This window comes from Streptantibioticus parmotrematis (assembly GCF_019890615.1).
Classification (GTDB): Bacteria; Actinomycetota; Actinomycetes; order Streptomycetales; family Streptomycetaceae; genus Streptantibioticus_D; species Streptantibioticus_D parmotrematis.
Genome location: NZ_JAINVZ010000001.1, coordinates 72,528 through 95,154 on the forward strand (window position 1 = coordinate 72,528; position 22,627 = coordinate 95,154).

The window sequence follows — 22,627 nt, forward strand, 5'->3', positions numbered from 1 at the left end:
GAACGGGTACGTATGTCCGGCTTCATCGGCTCATCGCACCCATGATGTGGTCACCTGTCAGTAAAGAAATAGGCATACAGGTAAAGCATTTGATAGTAAGAATCAAACACACTTGTTCTGCTCATGACTTGACCGGTGGGATCCAGACGTCGCCCCGGCGACCCCACTCCACACAAGGAGAGTCCATGCGAAGAGCTCGTCCCCGGCAGCGTGCCGTGGTCGCCGCGGCCGGGGCCACCGCCCTTGCCGCCGCCGTCGTGATGTCCGCCACGGCAGGTGGGTCCGCGGTGGCCGCACCGGCCGCGAAGGTGCCGCAGACCAAGGCGGTTCCGGCCATCACGGGTCACAGCCTGGCCCGCAACGTCGGCAGCCCGCTCAGCATCGAGCAGTGCCAGGCCAAGTGGAAGATCAACTGCTACACGCCGCTGCAGTACCGTCAGGCGTACGACCTGAACCCGCTGTACCGGGCGGGCGTCACCGGCAAGGGCCGCACGATCGTCATCGTCGACTCCTTCGGCTCGCCGACCGTCCAGCACGACCTGGACGTCTACAGCAAGCAGTTCGGCATCAAGAGCACGAAGGTCGACGTCGTCAAGTGGGGCAAGGTCCCGCCGTTCGACCCGAAGAACTCGGACATGACCGGCTGGGCGGGCGAGACGACCCTCGACGTGGAGATGGCGCACGCCATCGCCCCGGACGCGAAGATCGTGCTGGTCGAGACCGCGGTGGCGGAGACCGAGGGCGTCACCGGCCTGCCGGAGATGATGTCCGCCGAGAAGTCGATGATCGACCACGGCGTCGGTGACGTCATCACCCAGAGCTTCGGAGCCACCGAGAACACCTTCCCGGGCTTCGACAAGGGCGACTTCTCCAGCATCGACAACCTGCGCTACGCCTTCAAGGACGCGGCCAAGCACAACGTCACCGTGCTCGCCTCCTCCGGCGACGGCGGCGCGACCGACTCCACCGCCGACGGCAACGGGTACTACCCGTACCAGGTCAACTCCTGGCCGTCCTCGGACCCGCTGGTCACTTCGGTCGGCGGCACCCAGCTGCACCTGAACGACAAGGGGCAGCGCACCGCGCCGGACAGCGTCTACAACGACAACGGCGCGGGCGGCGGCGGCCAGTCCCACGTCTTCAGCCGTCCGTCGTTCCAGAACGGCGTCAAGAACGTGGTGGGCACCCGTCGAGGCACCCCGGACATCTCGATGTCGGCGGCCGTCAACGGCGGTGCCTGGGTGTACTCCAGCTTCGACCCGACCGCGGTCGGCTGGGACGTCAACGGCGGCACCAGCGAGGCCAGCCCGCTGTTCTCCGGCATCGTGGCCCTCGCCGACCAGGTGGCCGGCCACCGGGTGGGCGACATCCACACCGCGCTGTACTCGCTGGAGAAGAAGTCCCCGTACTACAGCGGCATCGTGGACGTGAAGGACGGCACCAACAACAGCTACCAGGGCGTCACCGGCTACACCGCGGTGAAGGGCTACGACATGGCCACCGGCGTCGGCACCGTCGACGCCGCGCGCTTCGTGCCCGCACTGGCGTGGGAGAGCTGGAAGCGCCACTGAGCACCACCGGCACGCGGTATCCGTCCGCGCGCCACCAGGGCCCGGCCCCCGACGGGGGCCGGGCTTTCGGCTTTCCTGAGCCTCGGTCCACGCCTCGGTCCGTGCCCCGGTCCACGCGGCGGGCCGAGAAGTCGGTACGTCGCTATGTCGACTGGCCGAGCGGCTGGCGGGGGAGGGCGGCGTACGGATCGCGGCCCCGGACGGCCAGGGCGTAGCGCTCGACCAGGCGGCCCAGGACCCGCACGGTCGCGTCGATGTCCGCGGCGTCGATGTCGTGCAGGGCGTGGCACAGCTTCTCCTGGTGCGCCTTGCGCAGGCGCACCAGGACCGAGGTGCCCTCGGGCGTGATGCTGATGTTGCGCGCCCTGCGGTCCACCGGGTCGGGGGACCGCTCGACCAGGCCCTGTTCCTGGAGCTGGGCGACCTGCCGGGTGACGTGGGACGGCTCGACCAGCAGGCGCTCCGCCAGGTCCCCGACCCGGCAGATCCCGCCGTTCGCGGCCAGCGCCAGCAGCAGATGGACATCGGCGCGGCCGACCCGTACCTCCGCCTTGGCCTGGAGCCAGTCGTGTGCCGAGGGGCGGGTGAGCAGGTAGGACATCGCCGTCAGCACCTGCTGGAGTGCGGCCGTCGCGTCGTCGGCGGGATCGGGCATGCGAGGACTGTAGCGAGCGCGGGCCCGGCCGTCGCGACGCGTCCCCGGGAGAGCGCCGCGGCCGGGATGCGGAACCGGCCAACTTCGGCCGGGCGCCCCCAGGGGCTATCCCCGCGCGGCGAACCGGAGTTAGCGTGACCGCGCTATTACTTGCCTTTGTTAGGTAACCGGTTGGCCGGTCGGAAGCGGGCCGTCCGCGACGCGGGAGGCCCGAGGTCCCGAGGAGAGCCCATGCGAGTCAGTGTCGACACCGAGATGTGCTGCGGATCCGGCCAGTGCGTCCTGGCCGTGCCCGAGGTCTTCGACCAGTGCGAGGAGGACGGCATCGTCCGGCTGCTGGACGAGCACCCGGACGGCGAACACCACGAGGACGTCCGCGCCGCGGCCGCCGTCTGCCCGGCCGGGGCCATCACCGTCCACGAGGGCTGACCACGCGGAGCCCGCGTCCGGCCGCCCGGCCGTGCCCCGTCAGCCGCACCCGCGTACCGCACCGAACGTGAAGGAGCCGCAAGCGATGACGACCGCGCAACCCGTCACCCCGCTCAACTTCCCCTCCGAACGCGACGGTTGTCCGTTCGCCCCGCCATCCGCCTACGAGCGGGCCCGTGAGGAGGAACCCGTCAGCCAGGTCACGCTCTTCGACGGCACCCCCTGCTGGATGATCACCCGGCACGCCGACGTCAAGGCCGTCTTACGGGACCAGCGCTTCAGCGCCGACATCCGCCACCCCGGATTCCCGTTCATCAACGCCTCACGGCGGGCGCTGGTCGCCGGACAGCAGACCTTCATCCGGCTCGACGACCCCGAACACGCCCGGCTGCGGCGGATGCTCACCGCCGACTTCATGATCAAGAAGACCGAGGCGCTGCGACCGCGGATCCAGGGCATCGTGGACGAGTTCCTCGACCGCATGATCGAGAACGGCTCGCCCGCCGACCTGGTGACCGCCTTCGCCCTGCCGATCCCCTCGCTGGTCATCTGCCTGCTGCTCGGCGTCGACTACGCCGACCACACGTTCTTCCAGGAACGCAGCAGGATCCTGCTCAACAACGAGGCCGCCGTCGAGGACGTGGGCCGGGCCAGGGACGAACTGGTCGACTACCTGGCCGAGTTGGCCGACCGCAAGCGCCGTGACCCGGACGACTCGATCATCAGCCGGCTGGTGGCGCGCGGTGAGCTGACCGAGCGGGAGGTCGCCTCCACCGGCATGCTGCTGCTGGTCGCCGGTCACGAGACCACCGCCAACATGACCGCCCTGTCTACCCTGGCACTGCTGCGCGAACCCGAGCAGCTGACCAAACTGCGCGCCCAGCCCGCGCTGCTCAAGGGCGCCGTCGAGGAACTGCTGCGCTTCCTGAGCATCATCCAGACCGGCCTGCCCCGGGTCGCCACCGAGGACGTCACCCTAGGCGGGCAGACCATCAAGGCCGGTGACGGCGTGCTGTGCATGCTCGCCACCGCCAACCGCGACGAGGACGCCTTCGCGGACGCCGACCGGCTCGACGTCGCCCGCGAGTCGCGCCGCCACGTGGCGTTCGGCTTCGGGGTCCACCAGTGCCTCGGACAGCCGCTCGCCCGCGTCGAGTTGCAGATCGCGCTGGAGACCCTCTTCCGGAGGCTGCCGACGCTGCGGCTCGCCGTTCCGTTCGAGGAGATCCGCTACCGCGACGACATGGTGGTCTACGGCGTCCACGAACTGCCGGTCGCCTGGTAGGAGTCGGTACGGTCCCGGCGGCCGGGGCGCGGAGTCCCGGCCACCGGGAAGCCGGTCAGGAGGCCGCCGGGCCGGCCGGCGGGTCACCGTGGACCGCGTGCGCGTACAGCTGGGCCAGGTCGGCGGTGAAGTAGGCGCTGTAGGAGATGTCGGGGGTGTCGCCGCCGGTGTGGTAGCCGCCGATGACCCCGATCACCCCGAAGCCGTGGGCTTCGCGCACCAGGAACGGTCCGCCCGACGTGCCGTCCACGTAGCCCGCGCAGCCGATCTCGAGGAAGTCGCCCGGCGCGTTCGGGTCGGTGCTGGTGTAACGGCGGGTGGACGACCAGCAGTCCAGCGGCTCGGGCCCCGTCGTGTCGCTGTAGCCGGGGTACCCGATCAGCCGGACGCTGCGGTGGACGTAGCCCGGATACGCCATCAGGTCGAAGGCGCCCACGACGTCCTGCACCTCGCGGCCGTCCGCGCGCGGCTCCAGCCGGGACAGGGAGTAGTCCCAGCGGGCGCCCTTGCCGGAACCGAGGGTGTAGTAGCGCTGGTCGATGTAGATCGTCCGCACGGGGAAGACGCCATAGGGCTTGAGCCCGTCGTGGTACATCGGCACGAACGCCAGGTCCTCCTTGGCGCCGGCGTGAATGAGGCAGTGCCCCGCGCTGATCACCAGGTCGCGCACCGGGCTGCGGACCACGGTGGCACCACAGGAGCGGGCCTGGTTCTGGCCGTCGGTCCAGAAGAACGTGCCGACCTGCGGCAGTCCGGGAAACGGGTGGCTCGGCGGCACCGGGAGGCTCCCGGCCGGGGAGGCCGGAAGAGCGTCGTCCTGCGGCCGGGCCGCGCGCATCCGTTGCGCGGTCCAGTACGCGTCGTCGGCGACGGCGGTGGAGGAAGCCCCGTCGTGGCCGCTGAGACGCCCGGCGGCGTCGGCGTCGGCGGCGGGGGCCTGGGTCAGACAGGCGCTCAGGCCCAGCAGCAGGGCGGACAGGGCGGGCAGTGCGCGAGAGGAGCGTGAGCGGCGCATGGACTTCCTTCCGGCAGGCACGGACGGACGACGGCGTCGGGCGCGGCGCGAGGCCCGGAACGGATGACCGGGGAGCGGGGGCGCGGGGTGCTCCGGTCGTTCCGGGATTCGCGGTGCCAACTCACCATGTACACAGCGCCGTCGACAACACCGCCAACGCCGCGTGAACGCCCCCCGGCGCCCCACAGACGGCCTAGCCGCGGCGGCCGGACGAGGAACACGGGCGACCGGCTTCGGCGTCGCGACGGGCCCCGCGCCGACGGTGCGGCTGAATCACCCGATCGATGGGCATGGAATGCTTGACAACCCGTCAGTATCACCGCCATCCCGAGGGACAGGAAGCCCGGACAGACATGGTCAGAGCAGATCTGGAGAAGGACCCGGTCGAGGTCGCCGCGATGTTCGACGAGGTCGCGCTCGGCTACGACCGCACCCGCGCGCGGCTGTGGCTGGGCCGGATGAACAGCTGGGGACGCCGGATGGCGCAGGCGGCCGACGCGCGGCCCGGTCGCCGGATCCTCGACGTCGCGGCGGGCACCGGGACGTCCGGCATGGCGCTGACCGCGCGGGGCGCCTCCGTGGTCGCCTGCGACTTCTCCGAGGGCATGCTCGCGATCGGGAGGCGCCGCCACCCCGGCATGGAGTTCGTCGTCGGCGACGGACACCGGCTGCCGTTCGCCGACGACTCCTTCGACGCGGTCACCATCTCCTTCGGACTGCGCAACGTCACCGACCCGGAGTCGGTGCTCGGCGAGATGCTGCGGGTGACGCGGCCCGGCGGGGTGCTCACCGTCTGCGAGTTCAGCCTGCCGGTCACGCCGGTGCGCCGGGCCCTGTTCACCGCGTACCTGCGGTGGATCGTGCCGATGACCGGGCGGCGGGTGAGCAGCAACCCGGAGGCGTACGTCTATCTGGCCGAATCCATACGCGACTGGCCCTCCCCGGACCGTCTCGCGGGGCGCGTCGCCGCCGCGGGCTGGCAACGGGTCCGGTGGCGCCCGCTGGACGGCGGCGTGGTCCACCTGCACACGGCCGTCGCCGGTCCTTCCGGCGGACGGCAGGTGGCCGCGGCGGCCGACGCGGGCACGGCGGTGGGCGCCGGGGCGGAACGTTCCGCCGGGTCGGCCGGGTAGCGCCGCGCGGCGACGACGAGCGGGAGGGCGGGGCCCGGCGGGGAAGCGATGGGCGAGGGCCGCGCGTTGCGCCGTGCGCGCTTCGCATTCACCTGTTCGAGCGGTCTGGCGCGACGTGGGACGAGGTCACGCGTTGGACAGGGTCCCCGCCGGTCACGGTCGGGGGACAGCCACTGTTTTCGCGTGTGAAAGGACTTGAGAGCATGTCGCGTATCGCCAAGGCCCTCGTGGTGACCGCAGCTGCCGGAGCCGCCGTTTCCGGTTCCGCCGGGTTCGCCATGGCCGACGCCGGGGCCCAGGGCGCCGCGGTGCAGTCCCCGGGCGTCATCTCGGGCAACGTCATCCAGGTGCCGGTGCACGTGCCGGTCAACGTCTGCGGTAACACCGTCGACGTGATCGGCATCCTGAACCCCGCGTTCGGCAACACCTGCGCCAACGGCTGAAGCCGCGCGGGGCGCTGACCCCGCGGCACGGGGCGGGTCGCCACCGGCGGCCCGCCCTTCGTGTGCCCGCCCGCGCCCGCGTCCCCCGCATCAACCGATCGGTTGATCCGCCGCCTCCACCGACCGCCGTCCACCCGTGGCCATACGGCCGACGCGCCCGGGCCCGTCCCGCCGGGAAGCTGGAAGCACCCCGGAGGACACCGGGGAACGGCGGGAGGGACGGGACCAGATGGCGGTCATCGAGGTCAGGGATCTGGCCAAGACGTACGGCGCGCACACCGCGCTGCACGGGGTGAGCTTCTCGGTGGAGCGCGGCGAGATCTTCGGCCTGCTCGGCCCGAACGGCGCCGGGAAGACCACCACCGTGGAGTGCGTCGAGGGCCTGCGCCGCCCGGACGCCGGTTCGGTGCGGGTGCTCGGCCTCGACCCGACACGCGACGGCCGTCGGCTGCGCGGGCTGATCGGCGTCCAGTTGCAGGAGGCCCACCTGCCCGACGCCCTGCGGGTCGGCGAGGCACTGGAGCTGTACGCGTCGTTCTACCCCGCGCCGCGTGACCCCGCGCGGCTGCTGGCCCAGTGGGGCCTTCAGGACAAGCGCCGCACCAGGTTCGGCAAGCTGTCCGGCGGCCAGAAGCAACGGCTGTTCATCGCGCTGGCCCTGGTCGGCGACCCCCGGGTGGTCTTCCTCGACGAGCTGACCACCGGGCTCGACCCGCAGGCCCGCCGGGCCACCTGGGAACTGGTGCGGCAGATGCGCGACGGCGGGGTGACCGTCGTCCTGGTCTCCCACTTCATGGACGAGGTCGCCGAACTGTGCGACCGGGCCGCCATCCTGGACGGCGGCCGCGTCGTCGCCCAGGGCACCCCGGCCGAACTCGTCGCGGGTGCGGGGGCGCGGACCACGCTGACCTTCCGGCCCACCGCGCCGCTCGACCTCGACGCCCTGGCCGCGCTGCCCGCCGTCGCCTCGGTCGCCCGCGACGGAGAGACCGTCGAGGTCACCGGTGGCGACCGGGTGACCGACCAGGTGACCGCCTTCCTCGCGCGCGGCGGCATCGTCGTCGCCAACCTGCGCATCCACGAACGCTCGCTCGACGACGCCTACGTCACGATCACCGGGGGAACCAAGTGACCACGTCCACGCCCACCGCCACCGCCCCGCCCACCGCCGCCGTCAGGGGCACCACCACCGGCCGCGCGCTGCGCCGGATGGTCGCGACCGAGGCCCGGCTGTTCCTGCGGGATCCCGCGGCGGCCTTCTTCACCCTCGCCTTCCCGGTCCTGCTGCTGGTGATCCTGGGCTGCGTCCCGGGCTTCCGCACGGCCACGCCGAAGCTGGGCGGGCTGTCCACCGTCGAGGTCTACGCGCCGATCATGGTGGTCTTCACCCTCACCATGCTGGCGATGAACGGCCTGGCGCCGGTGCTCACCGCGTACCGCGAGAAGGGCGTGCTGCGCAGGCTGTCGGCGAGTCCGGTGCCCGCGGCGCTGGTCCTGGGGGCGCTCGTGGTGCTCTACCTCGCCGTCGCCGTGGTCTCGTTGCTGATGGTCGTGGTCGTCGGGCGGTTCGCGTTCGGGGTGCCGCTACCGCGTCAACTCGCCGCGTTCCTGGTCGCGTTCGTCTTCGCCGCCGCCTCGCTGTTCGCGGTCGGCCTGCTGATCGCCGCGGTCGCCCCGTCGGCCAAGGCGGGGCAGGCGATCGGCACCGCGCTCTTCTTCCCGCTGGAGTTCTTCTCCGGACTGTGGGTGCCGCGCCAGACGATGCCGTCGGTGCTGCGGCACATCGGGGACTTCCTGCCGACCGGCTCCGCCACCCAGGCGGTGCAGGACGCCTGGCGGGGAAGTTGGCCGCACGTCGGCGATCTGACCACAATGGCGGTGTTCACCCTGGTCGCGGGGGTTGTCGCGGCCAAGCTCTTCCGCTGGGAGTAGTCGGAACGGCACGGGGGCACGGCGGTACGACCGATTCGGCGGAGGGGAGCCCGGGGATGAGCGGCGTGCGCGGCACGGCCGAGGAGGAGCGGCTGGGGGAGTGGGAGCGCCGTCTGGAAGCGACGATGGCGTACCTGCCCTACCTGGCGTGGGGGGTGTCGGTGGTCCTGGCGGTGATGCCGTTCAGCGCCGGGGCCTCCCTGGGCCTCGTGCTGCCGCTCGCCCTCGCCGCCCTGGTGTGGCTGGCGCTGCGCACCGCGATGGACCGGCACACGGACCGGTTGCGGCTCGCCGAGCGGCCGTGGATCGCCGGGGCGCACTTCTCCGTCCTGCTGGCGCTCGTCTTCCAACTGGTCTTCACCAACCCGGTGTTCGGCTTCTTCGCCTTCAGCGGCTACGTGCAGGCCATGCGCTACCTCACCGGCCGCCGCCGGGCGGTCGCCGTGGCGGCGACCGCGGTGGCGACCTCGCTGTCGCAGATCGGCGGGCGGATCCCCACCACCGCCACCATGCTCGGGGTGTTCGGCATGGCCGTGTCGTTCAACCTCGCGGTGGTCGGGGTGATCGTCACCCTCACTCAGGTGACCGAGTTGCAGAGCCGCCGTCGCAAGCAGGCCAACGCCGCGCTGTCCTTGGCCAACGAGCGGTTGACCGCCCTGCTCGCGGAGAACGCCGGACTCCAGGCGCAGTTGCTCACCCAGGCCCGCGAGGCGGGCGTCACGGACGAGCGCCAGCGGATGGCCCGGGAGATCCACGACACCGTGGCCCAGGGCCTGGCCGGCATCGTCACCCAATTGCAGGCCGCGGACCAGGCCCGTTCACACGGGGGTACGGACCTGGTCCAACGCCGTCATCTGGACAACGCGGCCCGGCTCGCCCGGGACGCGCTGGCCGACGCCCGGCGCGCGGTGCGGGCCCTGCGCCCCGCCCAGCTGGAGGAGGCGGAACTGCCGACCGCGCTCACCGAGGCGGTCGGCCAGTGGCGTGAACTGCACGGTGCCACGGCCGGGTTGACGGTCACCGGCGACGCTGTGCCGCTCCACCCCGAGGTGGAGATCACGTTGCTGCGGGCCGCGCAGGAGGCGCTGGCCAACGTGGGGAAGTACGCGGGGGCCGACCGCGTGGGACTGACGCTGTCGTACATGGAGGACGTGGTGACGCTGGACGTACGCGACGACGGGGTGGGATTCGACCCCGCGACACTCCCGGAACCGGGCAGCCCCGACGCGCACGGCGCCGGGTTCGGGCTGACCGCGATGGGCCACCGGGTGCGCCGGCTGTCGGGGCGGCTGGAGGTCGAGTCGGAACCGGGCGGCGGCACCGCGCTGTCCGTCACCCTGCCCGCGATCCGCAGAGGCGGCCACGATGACTGAGACGACCGACCGCGTCACCCTGCTGATCGCCGACGACCACCCGGTGGTGCGCGACGGACTGCGCGGCATGTTCGCGGGCGACCCCGGTTTCGAGGTGCTGGCCGAGGCGGGCGACGGCGCCGAGGCGGTCGCGCTCGCCGAACGGCTCGACCCGGACGTGGTGTTGATGGACCTGCGGATGCCGCGGATGGACGGCCTGACGGCCATCGGCGAGATCGCCGCGCGCGGGCTGCGGTGCCGGGTACTGGTGCTGACCACGTACGACACCGACGGCGACGTGCTGCCCGCGGTCAAGGCCGGTGCCACCGGCTACTTGCTGAAGGACACCGCCCGCGAGGACCTGTTCCGCGCGGTGCGCTCGGCCGCGCGCGGCGAGTCGGTGCTCTCCCCTGCGGTGGCCACGCGGCTGCTGGGGCAGGTGCGCACGCCGGAGGCGGAGCCGTTGAGCCCGCGCGAGCTGGAGGTGCTGGCGCTGGTCGCGGCCGGGTCCACCAACCGGGAGGCGGCGGTGCGGCTGTTCATCAGCGAGGCCACCGTGAAGACCCATCTGCTGCACGTCTACGCGAAGTTGGACGTCAAGGACCGCGCCTCGGCGGTGGCCGCCGCGTACCGCCGCGGCCTGCTGCCGCTGGCCGGGGAGTGAGGCGCGAGCGGGAACGCGCCGCGCCGCGTGCGGCGAACAGCCTTAATTGTAAGGAGTCTTGACAGTCTGTTGGTCTAGTCCAATCATGGTCCGCATTGCGCCGCTCCACGCGCTCTTCCACCCTGCTGGGAGCAGACATGACTCGACTCAGATCGATCCGGGCCGCCGCGACCGCGCTGGTCACCGCCGCGGCCTCCGCCGGACTGCTCATGACCTCCGGGGGCGCCGCGCACGCGGCGGCGCCCACCCCGTTGCCCGCTCACGTCTTCGCCCCGTACTTCGAGGCCTACAACGGCGACAGCCCCGCCCAGCTGGCCTCCGCCTCCGGCAACAAGTACCTGACGATGGCGTTCATCCAGGCCGACACCAAGGGATCGTGCACCCCGTACTGGGACGGCGACACCAGCACCCCCATCGCGTCGTCCACCTTCGGCAGCGACATCTCCGCCATCCAGGCGGGCGGCGGCGACGTCATCCCGTCCTTCGGCGGCTACGCGGCCGACGACGGTGGCACCGACATCGCCGACAGCTGCACCGACGTCTCCCAGATAGCCGCCGCGTACGAGAAGGTCATCACCACCTACAACGTCAGCCGCATCGACCTCGACACCGAGGACAACTCGCTGACCAACACCGCGGGCATCGATCGCCGCAACAAGGCCATCAAGGAGGTGGAGGACTGGGCGACGGCCAACAACCGCACCGTGCAGTTCTCCTACACCCTGCCGACCACCACCAGTGGCCTGGCCAGCAGTGGACTCGCCGTGCTGAAGAACGCGGTCTCCAACGGGGCGCGCGTCGACGTCGTCAACATCATGACGTTCGACTACTACGACGGCGCCACCCATGAGATGGCGAACGACACCGAGTCCGCTGCCAGCGGTCTGGTCGGCCAGCTCGCGAGCCTGTACCCGACCAAGACCCAGGCACAGCTGTGGGCGATGGTCGGCGTCACCGAGATGCCCGGCATCGACGACTACGGCGCCGCCGAGACGTTCACCACCGCGGACGCGGCGACCGTGGAGAACTGGGCGGTCTCCAAGGGCATCAGCACCCTGTCGTTCTGGGCCCTCCAGCGCGACAACGGCGGCTGCCCCGGCACCGGCGGCTCCGACACCTGCTCGGGCATCAGCCAGGACCAGTGGTACTTCAGCCACACCTTCGAACCGTTCACCAGTGGCGGCGGCGTCACCCCGCCGCCGGTCGGCAACGACTTCTCGGTCTCGGCGTCGCCCTCCTCCGGCTCCGTCGCCCCGGGCGGCACGGCGACCGCCACCATCGGCACCGCCGTCACCTCCGGCTCGGCGCAGTCGGTCGCGCTCACCGCGAGCGGCGCGCCGGCGGGCGTGACCGTCTCGCTCAGCCCCACCTCGGTCACCGCGGGCGGCTCCTCCACGCTGACCGCGACCGTCGGCTCCTCGGCGGCCGCGGGCAGCTACCCCATCACGGTCACCGGCACCGCCGCCTCCGGCAGCCACTCCGCCACCTACACCCTGACGGTCACCGGCTCCGGCCCCGGATCGGGCTCGCTGGCCAACGGCGGGTTCGAGAGCGGCACCAGCCCGTGGACCTGCGCGAGCGGCAGCACGGTGGTCTCCACCCCCGTGCACTCCGGCAGCCACGCCCTCCAGGTCACGCCCACCTCCAGCACCACCGGTGAGTGCGACCAGTCCGTCACCCTCAAGCCGAACACCAGCTACACGCTGACCGGCTGGGTGCAGGGCTCCTACGCGTACATCGGCGTCAGCGGCGGGGCGACCGCCAGCACCTGGACGAACTCCAGCGGCTGGACCAAGCTCACCGTGCCCTTCACCACCGGCTCCTCCGGCACCGTCACGGTCTACGTGCACGGCTGGTACGGCCAGGGCAACGTCTACGCGGACGACTTCACGCTCGGCTGACGACCGCGACCGGCACCGCCGCCGAGGGCCCGTGGGGAACGCTCCCCGCGGGCCCTCGGCACGTTTCCCCGCGCGGCCCCACGGCCTCCTTCCGGGCCCCCGTCACCCGGATGACCCAGTCGGCCGCACCGTGCCCACACCACGGCCGGCACACGCCATCGCCTCCCGCGAACGGCCCTGGGCCCCGCGCGCTCCGCGCCCGGGTGGCGGACAATCTTCGCATCGACGAACACCGCGACGACCAGGACGAGCGAACCGCCGGACAGGAGGAGCCGAGGACCCGGCCGGGGCGACGACCAGCGGACGAGGGCAGGTGGATGACCGAACCGGTGGACAGCGCGAGAGACGGTCCCGAACGCGGCGCCGTGCACGGCAGCGCCCCGCTGCTGGGCGGACGCCGTGTCCGCGTCCACCATGCCGTGCGCGTCGCCGCCGTGGTGGTCGCGGGCCTGCTGCTGCTCACGACCGGCGCGGGCGTGTGGCTGTACGCCCACCTCAACGGCAACCTGCGCGGGCTGCCGCTGTTCGGCGGCGCCACCGGTGACGCGGGACGCGAGAAGCCCGACGCCTTCGGCCGCACCCCGGTCAACGTGCTGGTGATCGGCTCCGACAGCCGCGCCGACCCGGCCGACTGCGCCCTCGGCGGCGACTGCGGACCGGGCCAGAACGCCGACGTGGAGATGGTCGTCCACCTGTCCGCCGACCGGTCCAACGCCACCGTCATGAGCGTCCCCCGTGACACCGTGACCGACCTGCCCGCCTGCAAGGCCCCGGCCGGCGGCGGCGTGGTGGCGGCCCGCCACGACCAGATCAACTCCACGCTGCGCTACGGCCCCGGCTGCACGGTGGCGGCCGTGCACCAGCTCACCGGCATCCCCATCGACCACTTCATGATGATCGGGTTCGACGGGGTGGTCCGGATGTCCGACGCGGTCGGCGGCGTGGACGTGTGCGTGGACCGATCCGTCTACGACCCCTACTCCCACCTGAAGCTGACCAAGGGCAGGCACACCCTCAAGGGCCTGGCCGCCCTGGAGTTCCTGCGCTCGCGGCACGCCTTCGGCGACGGCAGCGACCTCGGCCGCACCTACGCCCAGCACCTCTACCTCGGCTCGCTGGTGCGCCGGATGAAGGCCACCGGCACCCTGACCGACCCGGCCGCGCTCTACGCCCTCGCCGACGCGGCCACCAAGGCGCTCACCGTGGACACCGGCCTGGACAGCGTCCCGAAGCTCCTGGGCCTGGCTGCCGACCTGAACAAGGTGCAGCCCTCCCGCGTCACGTTCACCACCATGCAGAGCGAGCCCGACCCGGTGAACCCCGGCCGCGTCGTCGTCGCGCCCGCGGCCCAGGCACTCTTCTCCGCCATCGCCGCCGACCGGGCCCTCACCACGCCCGACGGCGCCAAGTCGGCCGTGGCGACCGCGTTGCAGCGGGCCGCCGCCACGCCCGAGGCGATGGCCGACCTGGAGAGCCGGATCGCCCACCGGGACCGCTCCGCGCGGGCGTCCGGCGCGCCGCCCGGAGACGTTTCCGTCGCCGCGTACGCGACCTCCGCGCTGCCGGGCGGCAGCGACGACTCCGGCTACGACGCGCACGCCGAGACCGCCGGCCAGGACACCGGCTGCGCCTCGGTCAGCCCGTACCAGACGGTGGCGGTGGGCGGCGTGCGGATGACGCCGTCCCAGGCGTTCACCGCGAGCCGTGGCGTCCCGCTGTCGGCACCCTGACGAACGGTCCCGAGGCGTCCCCCGGAAGCGTCCCGAGGCGTCCCCGGAAACGTCCCCACGGCGTTCACGCGCCGGACGCGTCGGTCTCACCCGGGCTCCACCGCGCCGCGCGAGCCTGCGGGCGTCGCCGCCGAGCCGCCCGGAACGGAACGCCCATGACCAGTGCACCCGCACCCGCCCGGTTCCGTGACGTGCCGGGCTGGTTCTTCCCCGCCGACCAGGTGCTCTTCGACTGGTTCCTCACCCGGCAGCACGCCCGCGGCGAGCGCGGCGACCTGCTGGAGATCGGCGTCTACCTCGGCAAGAGCGCCATCTTCAGCGGCTGCTACCTGGCCGAGGGGGAGCGCTTCACCGTCTGCGACCTGTTCGACTCGCCGGCCGAGGACCGCTCCAACAGCGCCGAGATGGCCAAGTCCTACGCCACCTTGACCCGGCGCGCCTTCGAGGCCAACTACCTCGCCTTCCACGAGCGGCTGCCAAGGGTCGTGCAGGGCCTGTCCTCCCTGGTCGCCACCGAGGTACCGGACGCCGCCTGCCGCTTCGTCCACGTCGACGCCTCGCACCTGTACGACCACGTGCGCGGCGACATCCTCCAAGCTCGGGCCAAGCTGCTGCCGTACGGCATCGTGGCGCTCGACGACTTCCGCGCCGAGCACTGTCCCGGCGTCGCCGCCGCCACCTGGGAGGCGGTCACCAGCGGCGGCCTGCGGCCGGTCTGCGTCACCGGCACCAAGTTCTACGGCACCTGGGGCGATCCGGAGCCGGTGCGCGACGAACTGCTGGGGATGCTGGGCAGCCGTCGCGACCTGTGGCACGAGGTCCAGTCGGTCGCCGGGCAACGGCTGATCAGGATCGACGGCAAGAAGGCCGACGCCCCGAGGCATCCGGCCGCCCTGCGCGTCGACGCCCCCGCACCGCACCCCGCCTCCGCCGCAGGCGACGGCGCCGCCGAGCGCCCGGACCGCGGCCGTTCGCTGGCCGGACGACTGGCGGCACGGACCCTGCCGGGCACCGTCGTCCGGGCCCTGGCGGGCCGCGCCCGGAGGTGACGCGGGGCGAGGGCGAGCACAAATCCACGTAATCCCGAGGCCGTTGGCACGTCGACGTGGCGGTCCGGCCGTTCGCCGGGCATGCTGCGGGGTGCACAAGGAATCCCCCCATGGAATCCTGGCGGAGGAGGGACACTGTGGGAACGGCCTTCGCACTCCCGCTGCTCGGCGTCGCGTTCGCGGTCGCGGCACCGCGCATGCTCTGCCGCGCCCGCTGGCAGGACCGCGAGCCGGTGGTGGCCCTGTGGATCTGGCAGTGCGTGGTCGCCGCCGTGCTGCTGTGCTTCGGACTGTCCCTGCTCGTCACCGCCGCCGCGTTGTGCGCGCCACTGCGAGCCGACCTCTTCCTGCTCGCGCCGCGCGGGGTGCAGCAGGCGTACGGGCTGGCCACCGGCGGCGCCTGGCGCGGGGTGTTCGCCGCCGTCCTGCTCACCGGCGCCGTCCATCTCGTCCTGCACCTGGCGCGGGAGGCGCACCTCGCGCGCATCAGCCGCCGCAGGCGCTACCGGGAACTGCGCGCCGCCGCCCCCGCCCTGCCGCGCGACCCCTGCCTGGACACCCCGCGCAGGCTCGGACGCCGCGCCGAACACGTCCTGGTGATGGAGAACCCGCGACCGCAGGCCTGGTCCCTGCCGGTGCCACGCCATCCGCTGCAACTGGTGGTCTCCACCGGCGCGATGCGGCGGCTGAGCACCGAGCAGCTGGATGCCGTCCTCGCCCACGAGCGCGCCCACGCCCGCGCCCGCCACCACCTGCTCCTGCAGTCCGCCGGGGCGCTCACCACCGCGTTCCCCTCCTCCGCGCTCTTCGCCGCCTACGCCGACCGCTCGGCCCGGCTGGTGGAGCTGGCCGCGGACGACGCCGCCGCGCACCGGCACGGCCAGCTGGCGACCGCGCTGGCCCTGATCGACCTCAACGACAGCCGCGTCGGCCTGGCCAGGGTTCCGCTGCCGGCCGGCTGGAGCCCGGGGACCCCGCCGCCGCCCCCGGTCGAGCAGATCACCGAGCGGGTCGACCGGCTGCTGACCGGGCCGCCCCGGCTGCGTCCGCTGCAACGGCTCAACCTCACCGCCGCCGGACTCGCCATCATCCTGGTGCCGGTGCTCGTCGCGCTGGCCCCGGGGCTGGGCGCGCTGTTCACCACGCCCTGGTGACCCCTGGCGACCGGTCGCAACTCCCGGTACGGGCAAGGGCCTCCGGCGCGGTCGGTCCCAGCCCGCTGTGGTACGTGTAGGGCGAACGGAACACTCCGCTATCCGGTGAACCGCCACAGCGACCAGGAGACGACATGAGCGACACCATGACCGCGGGCACGGTCACGATCACCAGCGGCGACGGCGACGAGATCGAGGCGTACCTCGCGCACCCGGTCGACGGCCCGCAGCGCGGCGGCGTGGTGGTCATCCACCACATGCCCGGCTACGACCGGTGGTCCAAGGAGGTCGTCCGCCGCTTCGCCTCCGACGGCTGGGCGGCGCTGTGCCCGAACCTCTACTCCCGCCAGGCGCCCGGCGCCAGCCCCGACGACGCGGCCGCGGCGGTACGCGCGCTGGGCGGTGTCTCCGACGAGCAGCTGGTCGCCGACGTGGAGGGCGCGATGCGCCACCTGAAGGCGCTGCCCGGGGCCAACGGCAAGGTCGGCGTCATCGGCCACTGCTCCGGCGGCCGTCAGGCGTTCCTCGCGGCCTGCTCGCTGTCGCTGGACGCGGCTGTGGACTGCTACGGCGCGTTCGTCGCCAAGGAGCCGGACGCGGGCTTCCCGCTCAAGGTCAAGCCCGTGCTGGGGCTCGCCGGGAACCTGTCCGCCCCGCTGCTGGGCCTGTTCGGCGCCGAGGACTCCTTCCCCGCGCCGGACGAGGTCGCCCAACTCGCCGCCGAGCTGGAGCGGTTGGGCAAGGATCACGAGTTCCACACCTACGAGGGCGCCGGGCACGCCTTCTTCGCCACCGACCGGCCCAGCTACCGGCCGGAGGCCGCGGTGGACGGCTGGGAGAAGATCTACGGCTTCTTCGGCCGCCACCTGTCGGCCTGACCGCCCGACCCCACCGCCCTACCCCCCGCGTTCCGCAGGAGACCGTCATGTGCACGTACCTGACCGAGAAGATCGCCCTCGAAGGCAGCGGCAAGGGCACCCCGGGCTGGTTCCCGGTCACCCAGGCCGCCGTCTACGTCGACCACCCCCAGCACCACCCGCAGGAGCACACCGTCAACATCGACTTCACCAACCCCGGCCGGGGCCCGTCGGCCCGGGTGGCGCTGGAGCTGACCGAGGAGGCGGCGCGCGACCTGGTTGACGCGATCCAGCGGGCGCTGGCCTCGGCCCCGGACGGGCTCGCCGCGGCCGGCCGCCGTCCGGCCGCGGTGTGACCCCGGTTCAGCCGGAGATCTTCCCGAAGATCCCGGAGCAGGCGCAGCCGGTGCCCTTGTCGTAGCCGTCGACGTCCCAGAAGGCCGGCTCCTGGACGCTCTTGCTCCTGGCGTCCAGGGGCAGGCCGGGCGTCGAGCTCTCCAGGCCCTCCGGGGCGACGTGTCATCGGGGGCCAGGCTCCCGCCCGCTCAGCGGTAGTTGCCCGTGTGGCCGAGGCTGTAGCGGCCGGGCTGCGGGAAGAACGCGAGGCCGTGCGGGTTGGCGCCGACCGGGATGCGGGCCAGCAGGTGGCCGTCGGAGGTGTCGAAGACGTACACCTCGTCGTTGTCCCGGCCCGAGAGCCACAACTGCCGTCCGTCCGCGCTGACTCCGCCCATGTCGGGGGAGCCGCCGCCGGGGATGGTCCACGTCGCGACCGACTTGCCGGCTCGCGGGTCGACCACCGACACCGATCCCGCGTCGCGGTTGGAGACGTAGAGCAACTGCCCGTCGCGGCTGGGGTGGATGCCGTGCGCGCCCGCGCCGGTGTGGATGTAGCCGACCCGCCGCATCGTCGCCCCGTCGATCGCCACGAGCCCGGCGTCGTTGAGCGCCGCGATGTAGAACGTGCGCCCGTCGGGGCCGAGCCGGATGTCCTGCGGCATGACGGCGCGGCCGAGCTCCATCCGGTCGAGCAGGCGCATCGACTTCGTGTCGTACTTCAGCACGTCGCCGGAGAACTCGCAGGTAGCGATGAAGTACGAGCCGTCGGAGGAGAAGTCGGCGTGGTTGACGCCCTGGCACGGCACCTTGACCGCCTTGCGCAGCTTCATGGTGTGCGGGTCGTAGAGGTCGATGCGGTTGTGCCGCTCGGCCATCACGACCGCCGCGTCGCCGTCCGGGGTGAAGTACAGGTTGTACGGCGCGTCCACCTCGACGGGCTTGCCGGGCTTGGCGGTTCGCGGGTCGATCGGGACCAGTCGGTCGCTGCCGCTGGCGTCGACCCACAGCGTCTTCATGTCCCACGACGGCGTGACGTGCTGCGGCAGCTTCCCGACCTTGAAGTGCCCGACGACCTTGAAGGTCTTCGGGTCGATGACGGTGACGGTGTCGCGGTCGGGATTACGGGACGGCGCCATGCCGTGCATGCCCGGCTCGCCGCTGTTGGGCACGTAGACCAGCTGCGGATCGCCCTGTACGGCGGGGGAGAGCATCCCCGCGAGCGTGAAGCCGTACGTCCCGCCCAGCGCGGCACCGGCCCGGGGCGCCATCGGGGGAGTGAACAGCCGCTGAGCCGCCGAGACCAGGTCGCCCGGCCCCATCGGCACCTGGGTGGGCGTCAGCCCGGTCGGCGCCTGCGCCACGGGCCCGGGCCGCCGGTCCGACACGGCACGGAACATGCCGGACGAAGGGGCGACGGCGAGCGCGGTGAGCGCCGCGCCGAGAGCGAGTGAGCAGAGCAGTCCGGTCCGCACATGGCGCGCACGCACAGGGCATCCCTCCCGTCAGCGGTGGTTCCGGCGCGACTGTGATTCCGCAGCCAGAATCGGGCACGACGGGCGGGGTCGGCGACTCGGGAGGCAGGGCGCCGACATGCGTGGGGCCCGGTCGACAGGGGGGAGTCGACCGGGCCCCGGGAGCCAGGCGGACCGAGGGAGTCGCCCGCCTGACCTCCGCCTGCCCGGGGTCGGGGGCGGCAAACCGGTCAGTTCCCGAAGACCGCGGAATCACCCACTCGTGGGACGTACGGCCCAGGTCGCGGCGGCGAGTCCACCCGGGTGAGCGGAGGGTCTCCGAGGGCGCCGGGGAGTCCGGCGGGCGGTCGTGGCGGCGGACGATCACGGTGCTAGGTTCGTGCGTCGTCCCGGCGGTTCGCCCGAGCCGTCGCGCGAGCCGTCAAGGAGTCAGCCATGAGCGTCCGCGTCGAACGGCGAGGCCCCGTCACCACCGTCGTCCTGGCCCGGCCGGAGTGCCGCAACGCGGTGGACGGCGCCACCGCCGCCGCGCTGGCCGACGCGTTCCGGGCGTTCGAGGCCGACGACGCGGCCCGGGTCGCAGTGCTGTGGGGCGAGGGCGGCACGTTCTGCGCGGGCGCCGACCTCAAGGCGGTCGGCACCGAACGCGGCAACCGGGTGGCACCGGACGGGGACGGGCCGATGGGCCCGACCCGGATGCGGCTGTCCAAGCCGGTCGTCGCCGCGGTCAGCGGGCACGCGGTCGCGGGCGGCCTCGAACTGGCCCTCTGGTGCGACCTGCGGGTGGCCGAGGAGGACGCGGTCTTCGGCGTCTTCTGCCGCCGCTGGGGCGTCCCGCTGATCGACGGCGGCACCGTGCGGCTGCCCCGGCTGATCGGCGAGAGCCGCGCGATGGACCTCATCCTGACCGGCCGCCCGGTGCCCGCACCCGAGGCGTACGAGATGGGCCTGGCCAACCGGATCGTCCCGCCGGGGCAGGCCCGCGCTGCCGCCGAGGCGCTCGCGGCCGACATCGCGCGCTTCCCCCAGGCGTGCCTGCGCGGCGACCGCGCCTCCGTCCTGGAGCAGCGCGGCCTGCCGGAGGCCGAGGCGATGGCGGCCGAACTCCGTCACGGCCAAGCGGTGCTGGCGGAGGCGGTGGACGGCGCGGGCCGCTTCAGCCGGGGTGCGGGGCGGCACGGCACGTTCGACGAGATCTGATCACCTGACAATACGTCAACTCGTGTCGACGGCACGCCTGTCGATGTCCTCTTACCCTCCCTGCGTATGCAGCGCGTCGCACGTCCCGCCGAGCGAGTCCTGTGAGATGAGGCGGCCCAGCGCGCCCGCGTGGGTCAGCGGGATCGGGCAGTGTCCGTCGTCCGCCGGGGCCACCGCGTGGCCCGATGCCGTCCCATCGCCCGGGGCGGCCGCGTAGCCCGGTGTCGCCGCCGCGGTCAAGACCGCCCCGGCGGCCATCAGGCCCGCCAGCATCCCCGTGAGCGCGCGCGACGCGCCCGTCGCGTTCGGCCGCGCCGCCGTCGTCGCCCTCGTTGTCACCATGGTCACCGGTCCTCGTTTCCCGTCCCGGACAGGGCTCCTCCCCGTCACACCTGGGGAAACGCGACAGCGGCCGATCGGTCACCCCGGCCCGCGAACACCGCCCGCTGTTGCGGGGCCGGGGCGGCGCGCGCATGATCCGAGAGGAAGCGGCAGGAGAAGGCGGGATCGCCCACTGTCCGATTCTTAACAGAATCTTTAATATGGGCGTAACGTTTCATCTCGCTACACAGCGGATTCCCCGCAGCGGGTTGTTTCCGGCGTGAAGCCCGGCTGCCGGACATCGCTCCTCACCTCACCCGGTTCGGAACGAGGGGTGCACAGATCATGCAGACGCCGACCGAAGTAGCTCCACTCACCCCCAAGAATCCCGGCCTGAAGCGGGACATCGGGCTCATCGGGCTCATCTGGACCTCCGAGGGGTCCATCATCGGATCCGGCTGGCTGTTCGGCGCCCTGTTCGCCGCACAGGCCGCCGGCACCGCGGCCCTCATCTCCTGGGCGATCGGCGCGGTGGCGATCATCATCCTGGCGTTCGTCCACGCCGAACTGGGTGCGATGTACCCGGTGGCGGGCGGCACCGCCCGGTTCCCGCACTACGCCTTCGGCAGCGCCGCGGGCGCCTCGTTCGGCTGGTTCTCCTGGTTGCAGGCGGTCACCGTGGCGCCGATCGAGGTCATGGCGGCGCTGGACTACCTGAGCGTGCACGCGCCCTGGGTGCAGTCGGGCAAGGACCACCTGACCGCCGGGGGCTACGGACTGGCCGTGGCGTTCATGGCGTTCTTCGTGGTCATCAACTTCTTCGGCATCCGCTGGCTGGCCAACACCAACAGCGCGGCCACCTGGTGGAAGGTCGCCATCCCGGTCTTCACGATCATCGTGCTGGCCTCGACGCACTTCCACGGCAGCAACTTCGGCACCGGCGGCTTCGCGCCGTTCGGCGCCGAGGGCGTCCTGTCGGCGGTGAGCACCAGCGGCATCATCTTCGCCCTGCTCGGCTTCGAACAGGCCGACCAGCTCGCCGGTGAGAGTCGCAACCCCGCGCGCGACATCCCCCGCGCGGTCATCGGCTCCATCCTCATCGGCGTGCTGATCTACGTGGCCTTGCAGGTCGTCTTCATCGCCGCCCTGCCGCACAGCGCCTTCGCGCACGGCTGGGCCAACCTGGCGTTCAGCAACAAGGCGGGCCCGTTCGCCGGTCTGGCCACCACGGTCGGCCTGGGCTGGCTGGCGACCCTGCTGTACATCGACGCCATCGTCTCGCCGTCCGGCACCGGCCTGATCTACACCACGGCGACCTCCCGGGTCTCCTACGGCCTGTCCCGCAACGGCTACGTGCCCGCCGCCTTCGAACGCACCACCAAGCGCGGCGTCCCGTGGGTCGGCATGCTGTTCGCCTTCATCATCGGGCTGATCGTCTTCCTGCCCTTCCCCACCTGGCAGAAGCTGGTCGGCTTCGTGACCTCGGCGAGCGTGCTGATGTACGCGGGCGCGCCGCTGGCCTTCGGCTGCCTGCGCAAGCAGGACCCGGACCGGCCGCGGCCGTACCGGCTGCCCGGCGGCATGTTCTGGTCGCCGGTGGCCTTCGTCGTGGCCAACCTGATCATCTACTGGTCCGGCTGGGACACCCTGTGGCGGCTGGGCCTGGCGATCCTCCTCGGCTACGTGCTGCTGGGGCTGTCGTGGGGCCTGAAGCTCAACCCCAAGACCATCCACATGGACTGGAAGTCGGCGCAGTGGCTGCCGGTCTACCTGCTCGGCATGGGCGTGCTGTCCTGGCAGGGCCGCTACTGCAGCACCGGCCCCGCCTCCAGCGCCGCCTGCGGCGCGCAGAACCACATCCCGCTGTGGTGGGACATCGTGATCATCGCCGGGTTCAGTCTGGCGATCTACTTCTGGGCCTTCTTCGTCCGGCTGCCGGACGAGGAGACGCAGGAGTACATCGGGTCCGTCGAGGTCGTGCCGGTGGAAGGGCACTGACCGCAGGTGAGGCCGCGGGCCCCGGTACTCCCGGGGCCCGCGGCCTCACTGTCGGCGCTCCGGATGCCGCCCGGGCGGAAGGCGCGTCCAATAGGGGTACGAGGGCCGGCGGCGTCCCGCCGAGACG

General features: G+C 72.4%; 21 protein-coding genes. 17 read left to right on the forward strand and 4 right to left on the reverse strand.

Annotated elements, in window-relative coordinates; genetic code table 11:
• Positions 1 to 185: 185 nt before the first annotated feature.
• Positions 186 to 1,571 carry a S53 family peptidase gene (locus tag K7472_RS00360; RefSeq protein WP_222972840.1) on the forward strand — a complete coding sequence of 462 codons (1,386 nt, stop codon included), beginning with the start codon at positions 186 to 188 and terminating at the stop codon, positions 1,569 to 1,571.
• Positions 1,572 to 1,713: 142 nt separating this feature from the next.
• On the opposite strand, the gene K7472_RS00365 is transcribed toward K7472_RS00360, so the two are convergent.
• Positions 1,714 to 2,226, reverse strand: coding sequence for a MarR family winged helix-turn-helix transcriptional regulator (locus K7472_RS00365; protein ID WP_222972842.1), 513 nt, complete (start codon positions 2,224 to 2,226; stop codon positions 1,714 to 1,716).
• Positions 2,227 to 2,457: 231 nt separating this feature from the next.
• Between K7472_RS00365 and K7472_RS00370 the strand changes: the two genes are divergently transcribed.
• Both K7472_RS00370 and K7472_RS00375 read left to right on the forward strand, forming a co-directional pair.
• Positions 2,458 to 2,655 carry a ferredoxin gene (locus K7472_RS00370; protein WP_222972844.1) on the forward strand — a complete coding sequence of 66 codons (198 nt, stop codon included), beginning with the start codon at positions 2,458 to 2,460 and terminating at the stop codon, positions 2,653 to 2,655.
• 85 nt (positions 2,656 to 2,740) lie between these two features.
• Positions 2,741 to 3,940, forward strand: a complete 1,200-nt coding sequence (locus K7472_RS00375) for a cytochrome P450 (protein WP_222972846.1) — start codon at positions 2,741 to 2,743, stop codon at positions 3,938 to 3,940.
• 55 nt (positions 3,941 to 3,995) lie between these two features.
• On the opposite strand, the gene K7472_RS00380 is transcribed toward K7472_RS00375, so the two are convergent.
• Entirely contained in the window at positions 3,996 to 4,955 is a 960-nt protein-coding gene (locus K7472_RS00380) for a trypsin-like serine peptidase (protein ID WP_222972848.1), read from the reverse strand.
• Between the two features lie 353 nt (positions 4,956 to 5,308).
• Here K7472_RS00380 and K7472_RS00385 point away from each other — a divergent pair, with 353 nt between their 5' ends.
• From K7472_RS00385 to K7472_RS00440, 12 genes are all read left to right on the forward strand, one after another.
• On the forward strand, positions 5,309 to 6,088 hold the full coding sequence (locus K7472_RS00385) for a class I SAM-dependent methyltransferase (RefSeq protein WP_222972850.1): 780 nt from the start codon (positions 5,309 to 5,311) through the stop codon (positions 6,086 to 6,088).
• 203 nt (positions 6,089 to 6,291) lie between these two features.
• Positions 6,292 to 6,531 (forward strand): chaplin, encoded by a 240-nt coding sequence (locus K7472_RS00390; protein ID WP_222972852.1) that lies wholly within the window; start codon positions 6,292 to 6,294, stop codon positions 6,529 to 6,531.
• A 229-nt stretch (positions 6,532 to 6,760) separates the two neighbouring features.
• Positions 6,761 to 7,663 carry an ABC transporter ATP-binding protein gene (locus K7472_RS00395; RefSeq protein WP_222972853.1) on the forward strand — a complete coding sequence of 301 codons (903 nt, stop codon included), beginning with the start codon at positions 6,761 to 6,763 and terminating at the stop codon, positions 7,661 to 7,663.
• Positions 7,660 to 8,463, forward strand: coding sequence for an ABC transporter permease (locus K7472_RS00400; protein WP_222972854.1), 804 nt, complete (start codon positions 7,660 to 7,662; stop codon positions 8,461 to 8,463). The genes K7472_RS00395 and K7472_RS00400 overlap by 4 nt, the downstream gene beginning before the upstream one ends.
• A 56-nt stretch (positions 8,464 to 8,519) precedes the next feature.
• Complete coding sequence (locus tag K7472_RS00405; protein ID WP_222972855.1) at positions 8,520 to 9,836, forward strand: sensor histidine kinase; 1,317 nt, start codon at positions 8,520 to 8,522, stop codon at positions 9,834 to 9,836.
• Positions 9,829 to 10,479 (forward strand): response regulator, encoded by a 651-nt coding sequence (locus K7472_RS00410; RefSeq protein ID WP_222972856.1) that lies wholly within the window; start codon positions 9,829 to 9,831, stop codon positions 10,477 to 10,479. The genes K7472_RS00405 and K7472_RS00410 overlap by 8 nt, the downstream gene beginning before the upstream one ends.
• A gap of 137 nt (positions 10,480 to 10,616) precedes the next feature.
• Positions 10,617 to 12,380, forward strand: a complete 1,764-nt coding sequence (locus K7472_RS00415) for a carbohydrate binding domain-containing protein (RefSeq protein WP_222972859.1) — start codon at positions 10,617 to 10,619, stop codon at positions 12,378 to 12,380.
• 317 nt (positions 12,381 to 12,697) lie between these two features.
• A complete protein-coding gene (locus K7472_RS00420) occupies positions 12,698 to 14,110 on the forward strand; it encodes an LCP family protein (protein ID WP_222972861.1) in 1,413 nt (470 codons plus the stop codon).
• Positions 14,111 to 14,265: 155 nt separating this feature from the next.
• On the forward strand, positions 14,266 to 15,159 hold the full coding sequence (locus K7472_RS00425) for a class I SAM-dependent methyltransferase (RefSeq protein WP_222972863.1): 894 nt from the start codon (positions 14,266 to 14,268) through the stop codon (positions 15,157 to 15,159).
• Between the two features lie 137 nt (positions 15,160 to 15,296).
• The gene (locus K7472_RS00430) at positions 15,297 to 16,313 is read left to right on the forward strand and encodes a M56 family metallopeptidase (protein ID WP_308013701.1); all 1,017 of its coding nucleotides are present in this window, start codon (positions 15,297 to 15,299) and stop codon (positions 16,311 to 16,313) included.
• A 134-nt stretch (positions 16,314 to 16,447) separates the two neighbouring features.
• Entirely contained in the window at positions 16,448 to 17,191 is a 744-nt protein-coding gene (locus K7472_RS00435; protein WP_222972867.1) for a dienelactone hydrolase family protein, read from the forward strand.
• A 47-nt stretch (positions 17,192 to 17,238) separates the two neighbouring features.
• Positions 17,239 to 17,526 carry a DUF6295 family protein gene (locus K7472_RS00440; protein WP_109449363.1) on the forward strand — a complete coding sequence of 96 codons (288 nt, stop codon included), beginning with the start codon at positions 17,239 to 17,241 and terminating at the stop codon, positions 17,524 to 17,526.
• A gap of 189 nt (positions 17,527 to 17,715) precedes the next feature.
• Here K7472_RS00440 and K7472_RS00445 read toward each other — a convergent pair whose 3' ends face one another.
• Positions 17,716 to 18,996: a YncE family protein gene (locus K7472_RS00445; RefSeq protein WP_308013702.1), complete on the reverse strand. Its 1,281-nt coding sequence runs from the start codon at positions 18,994 to 18,996 to the stop codon at positions 17,716 to 17,718.
• A 420-nt stretch (positions 18,997 to 19,416) separates the two neighbouring features.
• On the opposite strand from K7472_RS00445, the gene K7472_RS00450 reads away from it, so the two are divergent.
• The gene (locus tag K7472_RS00450) at positions 19,417 to 20,181 is read left to right on the forward strand and encodes a crotonase/enoyl-CoA hydratase family protein (protein WP_222972869.1); all 765 of its coding nucleotides are present in this window, start codon (positions 19,417 to 19,419) and stop codon (positions 20,179 to 20,181) included.
• Positions 20,182 to 20,232: 51 nt separating this feature from the next.
• Here K7472_RS00450 and K7472_RS00455 read toward each other — a convergent pair whose 3' ends face one another.
• A complete protein-coding gene (locus K7472_RS00455; RefSeq protein ID WP_222972871.1) occupies positions 20,233 to 20,523 on the reverse strand; it encodes a hypothetical protein in 291 nt (96 codons plus the stop codon).
• Positions 20,524 to 20,847: 324 nt separating this feature from the next.
• On the opposite strand from K7472_RS00455, the gene K7472_RS00460 reads away from it, so the two are divergent.
• Complete coding sequence (locus K7472_RS00460) at positions 20,848 to 22,500, forward strand: APC family permease (RefSeq protein WP_222972873.1); 1,653 nt, start codon at positions 20,848 to 20,850, stop codon at positions 22,498 to 22,500.
• Positions 22,501 to 22,627: the final 127 nt, after the last annotated feature.

Bases quoted from the DNA above. Each gene is read 5' to 3' on its own strand.
- K7472_RS00360 (WP_222972840.1), top strand. From the start codon at position 186: ATGCGAAGAGCTCGTCCCCGGCAGCGTGCCGTGGTCGCCGCGGCCGGG.
- K7472_RS00365 (WP_222972842.1), bottom strand. From the start codon at position 2,226: ATGCCCGATCCCGCCGACGACGCGACGGCCGCACTCCAGCAGGTGCTG.
- K7472_RS00370 (WP_222972844.1), top strand. From the start codon at position 2,458: ATGCGAGTCAGTGTCGACACCGAGATGTGCTGCGGATCCGGCCAGTGC.
- K7472_RS00375 (WP_222972846.1), top strand. From the start codon at position 2,741: ATGACGACCGCGCAACCCGTCACCCCGCTCAACTTCCCCTCCGAACGC.
- K7472_RS00380 (WP_222972848.1), bottom strand. From the start codon at position 4,955: ATGCGCCGCTCACGCTCCTCTCGCGCACTGCCCGCCCTGTCCGCCCTG.
- K7472_RS00385 (WP_222972850.1), top strand. From the start codon at position 5,309: ATGGTCAGAGCAGATCTGGAGAAGGACCCGGTCGAGGTCGCCGCGATG.
- K7472_RS00390 (WP_222972852.1), top strand. From the start codon at position 6,292: ATGTCGCGTATCGCCAAGGCCCTCGTGGTGACCGCAGCTGCCGGAGCC.
- K7472_RS00395 (WP_222972853.1), top strand. From the start codon at position 6,761: ATGGCGGTCATCGAGGTCAGGGATCTGGCCAAGACGTACGGCGCGCAC.
- K7472_RS00405 (WP_222972855.1), top strand. From the start codon at position 8,520: ATGAGCGGCGTGCGCGGCACGGCCGAGGAGGAGCGGCTGGGGGAGTGG.
- K7472_RS00410 (WP_222972856.1), top strand. From the start codon at position 9,829: ATGACTGAGACGACCGACCGCGTCACCCTGCTGATCGCCGACGACCAC.
- K7472_RS00415 (WP_222972859.1), top strand. From the start codon at position 10,617: ATGACTCGACTCAGATCGATCCGGGCCGCCGCGACCGCGCTGGTCACC.
- K7472_RS00420 (WP_222972861.1), top strand. From the start codon at position 12,698: ATGACCGAACCGGTGGACAGCGCGAGAGACGGTCCCGAACGCGGCGCC.
- K7472_RS00425 (WP_222972863.1), top strand. From the start codon at position 14,266: ATGACCAGTGCACCCGCACCCGCCCGGTTCCGTGACGTGCCGGGCTGG.
- K7472_RS00435 (WP_222972867.1), top strand. From the start codon at position 16,448: ATGAGCGACACCATGACCGCGGGCACGGTCACGATCACCAGCGGCGAC.
- K7472_RS00440 (WP_109449363.1), top strand. From the start codon at position 17,239: ATGTGCACGTACCTGACCGAGAAGATCGCCCTCGAAGGCAGCGGCAAG.
- K7472_RS00450 (WP_222972869.1), top strand. From the start codon at position 19,417: ATGAGCGTCCGCGTCGAACGGCGAGGCCCCGTCACCACCGTCGTCCTG.
- K7472_RS00455 (WP_222972871.1), bottom strand. From the start codon at position 20,523: ATGGTGACAACGAGGGCGACGACGGCGGCGCGGCCGAACGCGACGGGC.
- K7472_RS00460 (WP_222972873.1), top strand. From the start codon at position 20,848: ATGCAGACGCCGACCGAAGTAGCTCCACTCACCCCCAAGAATCCCGGC.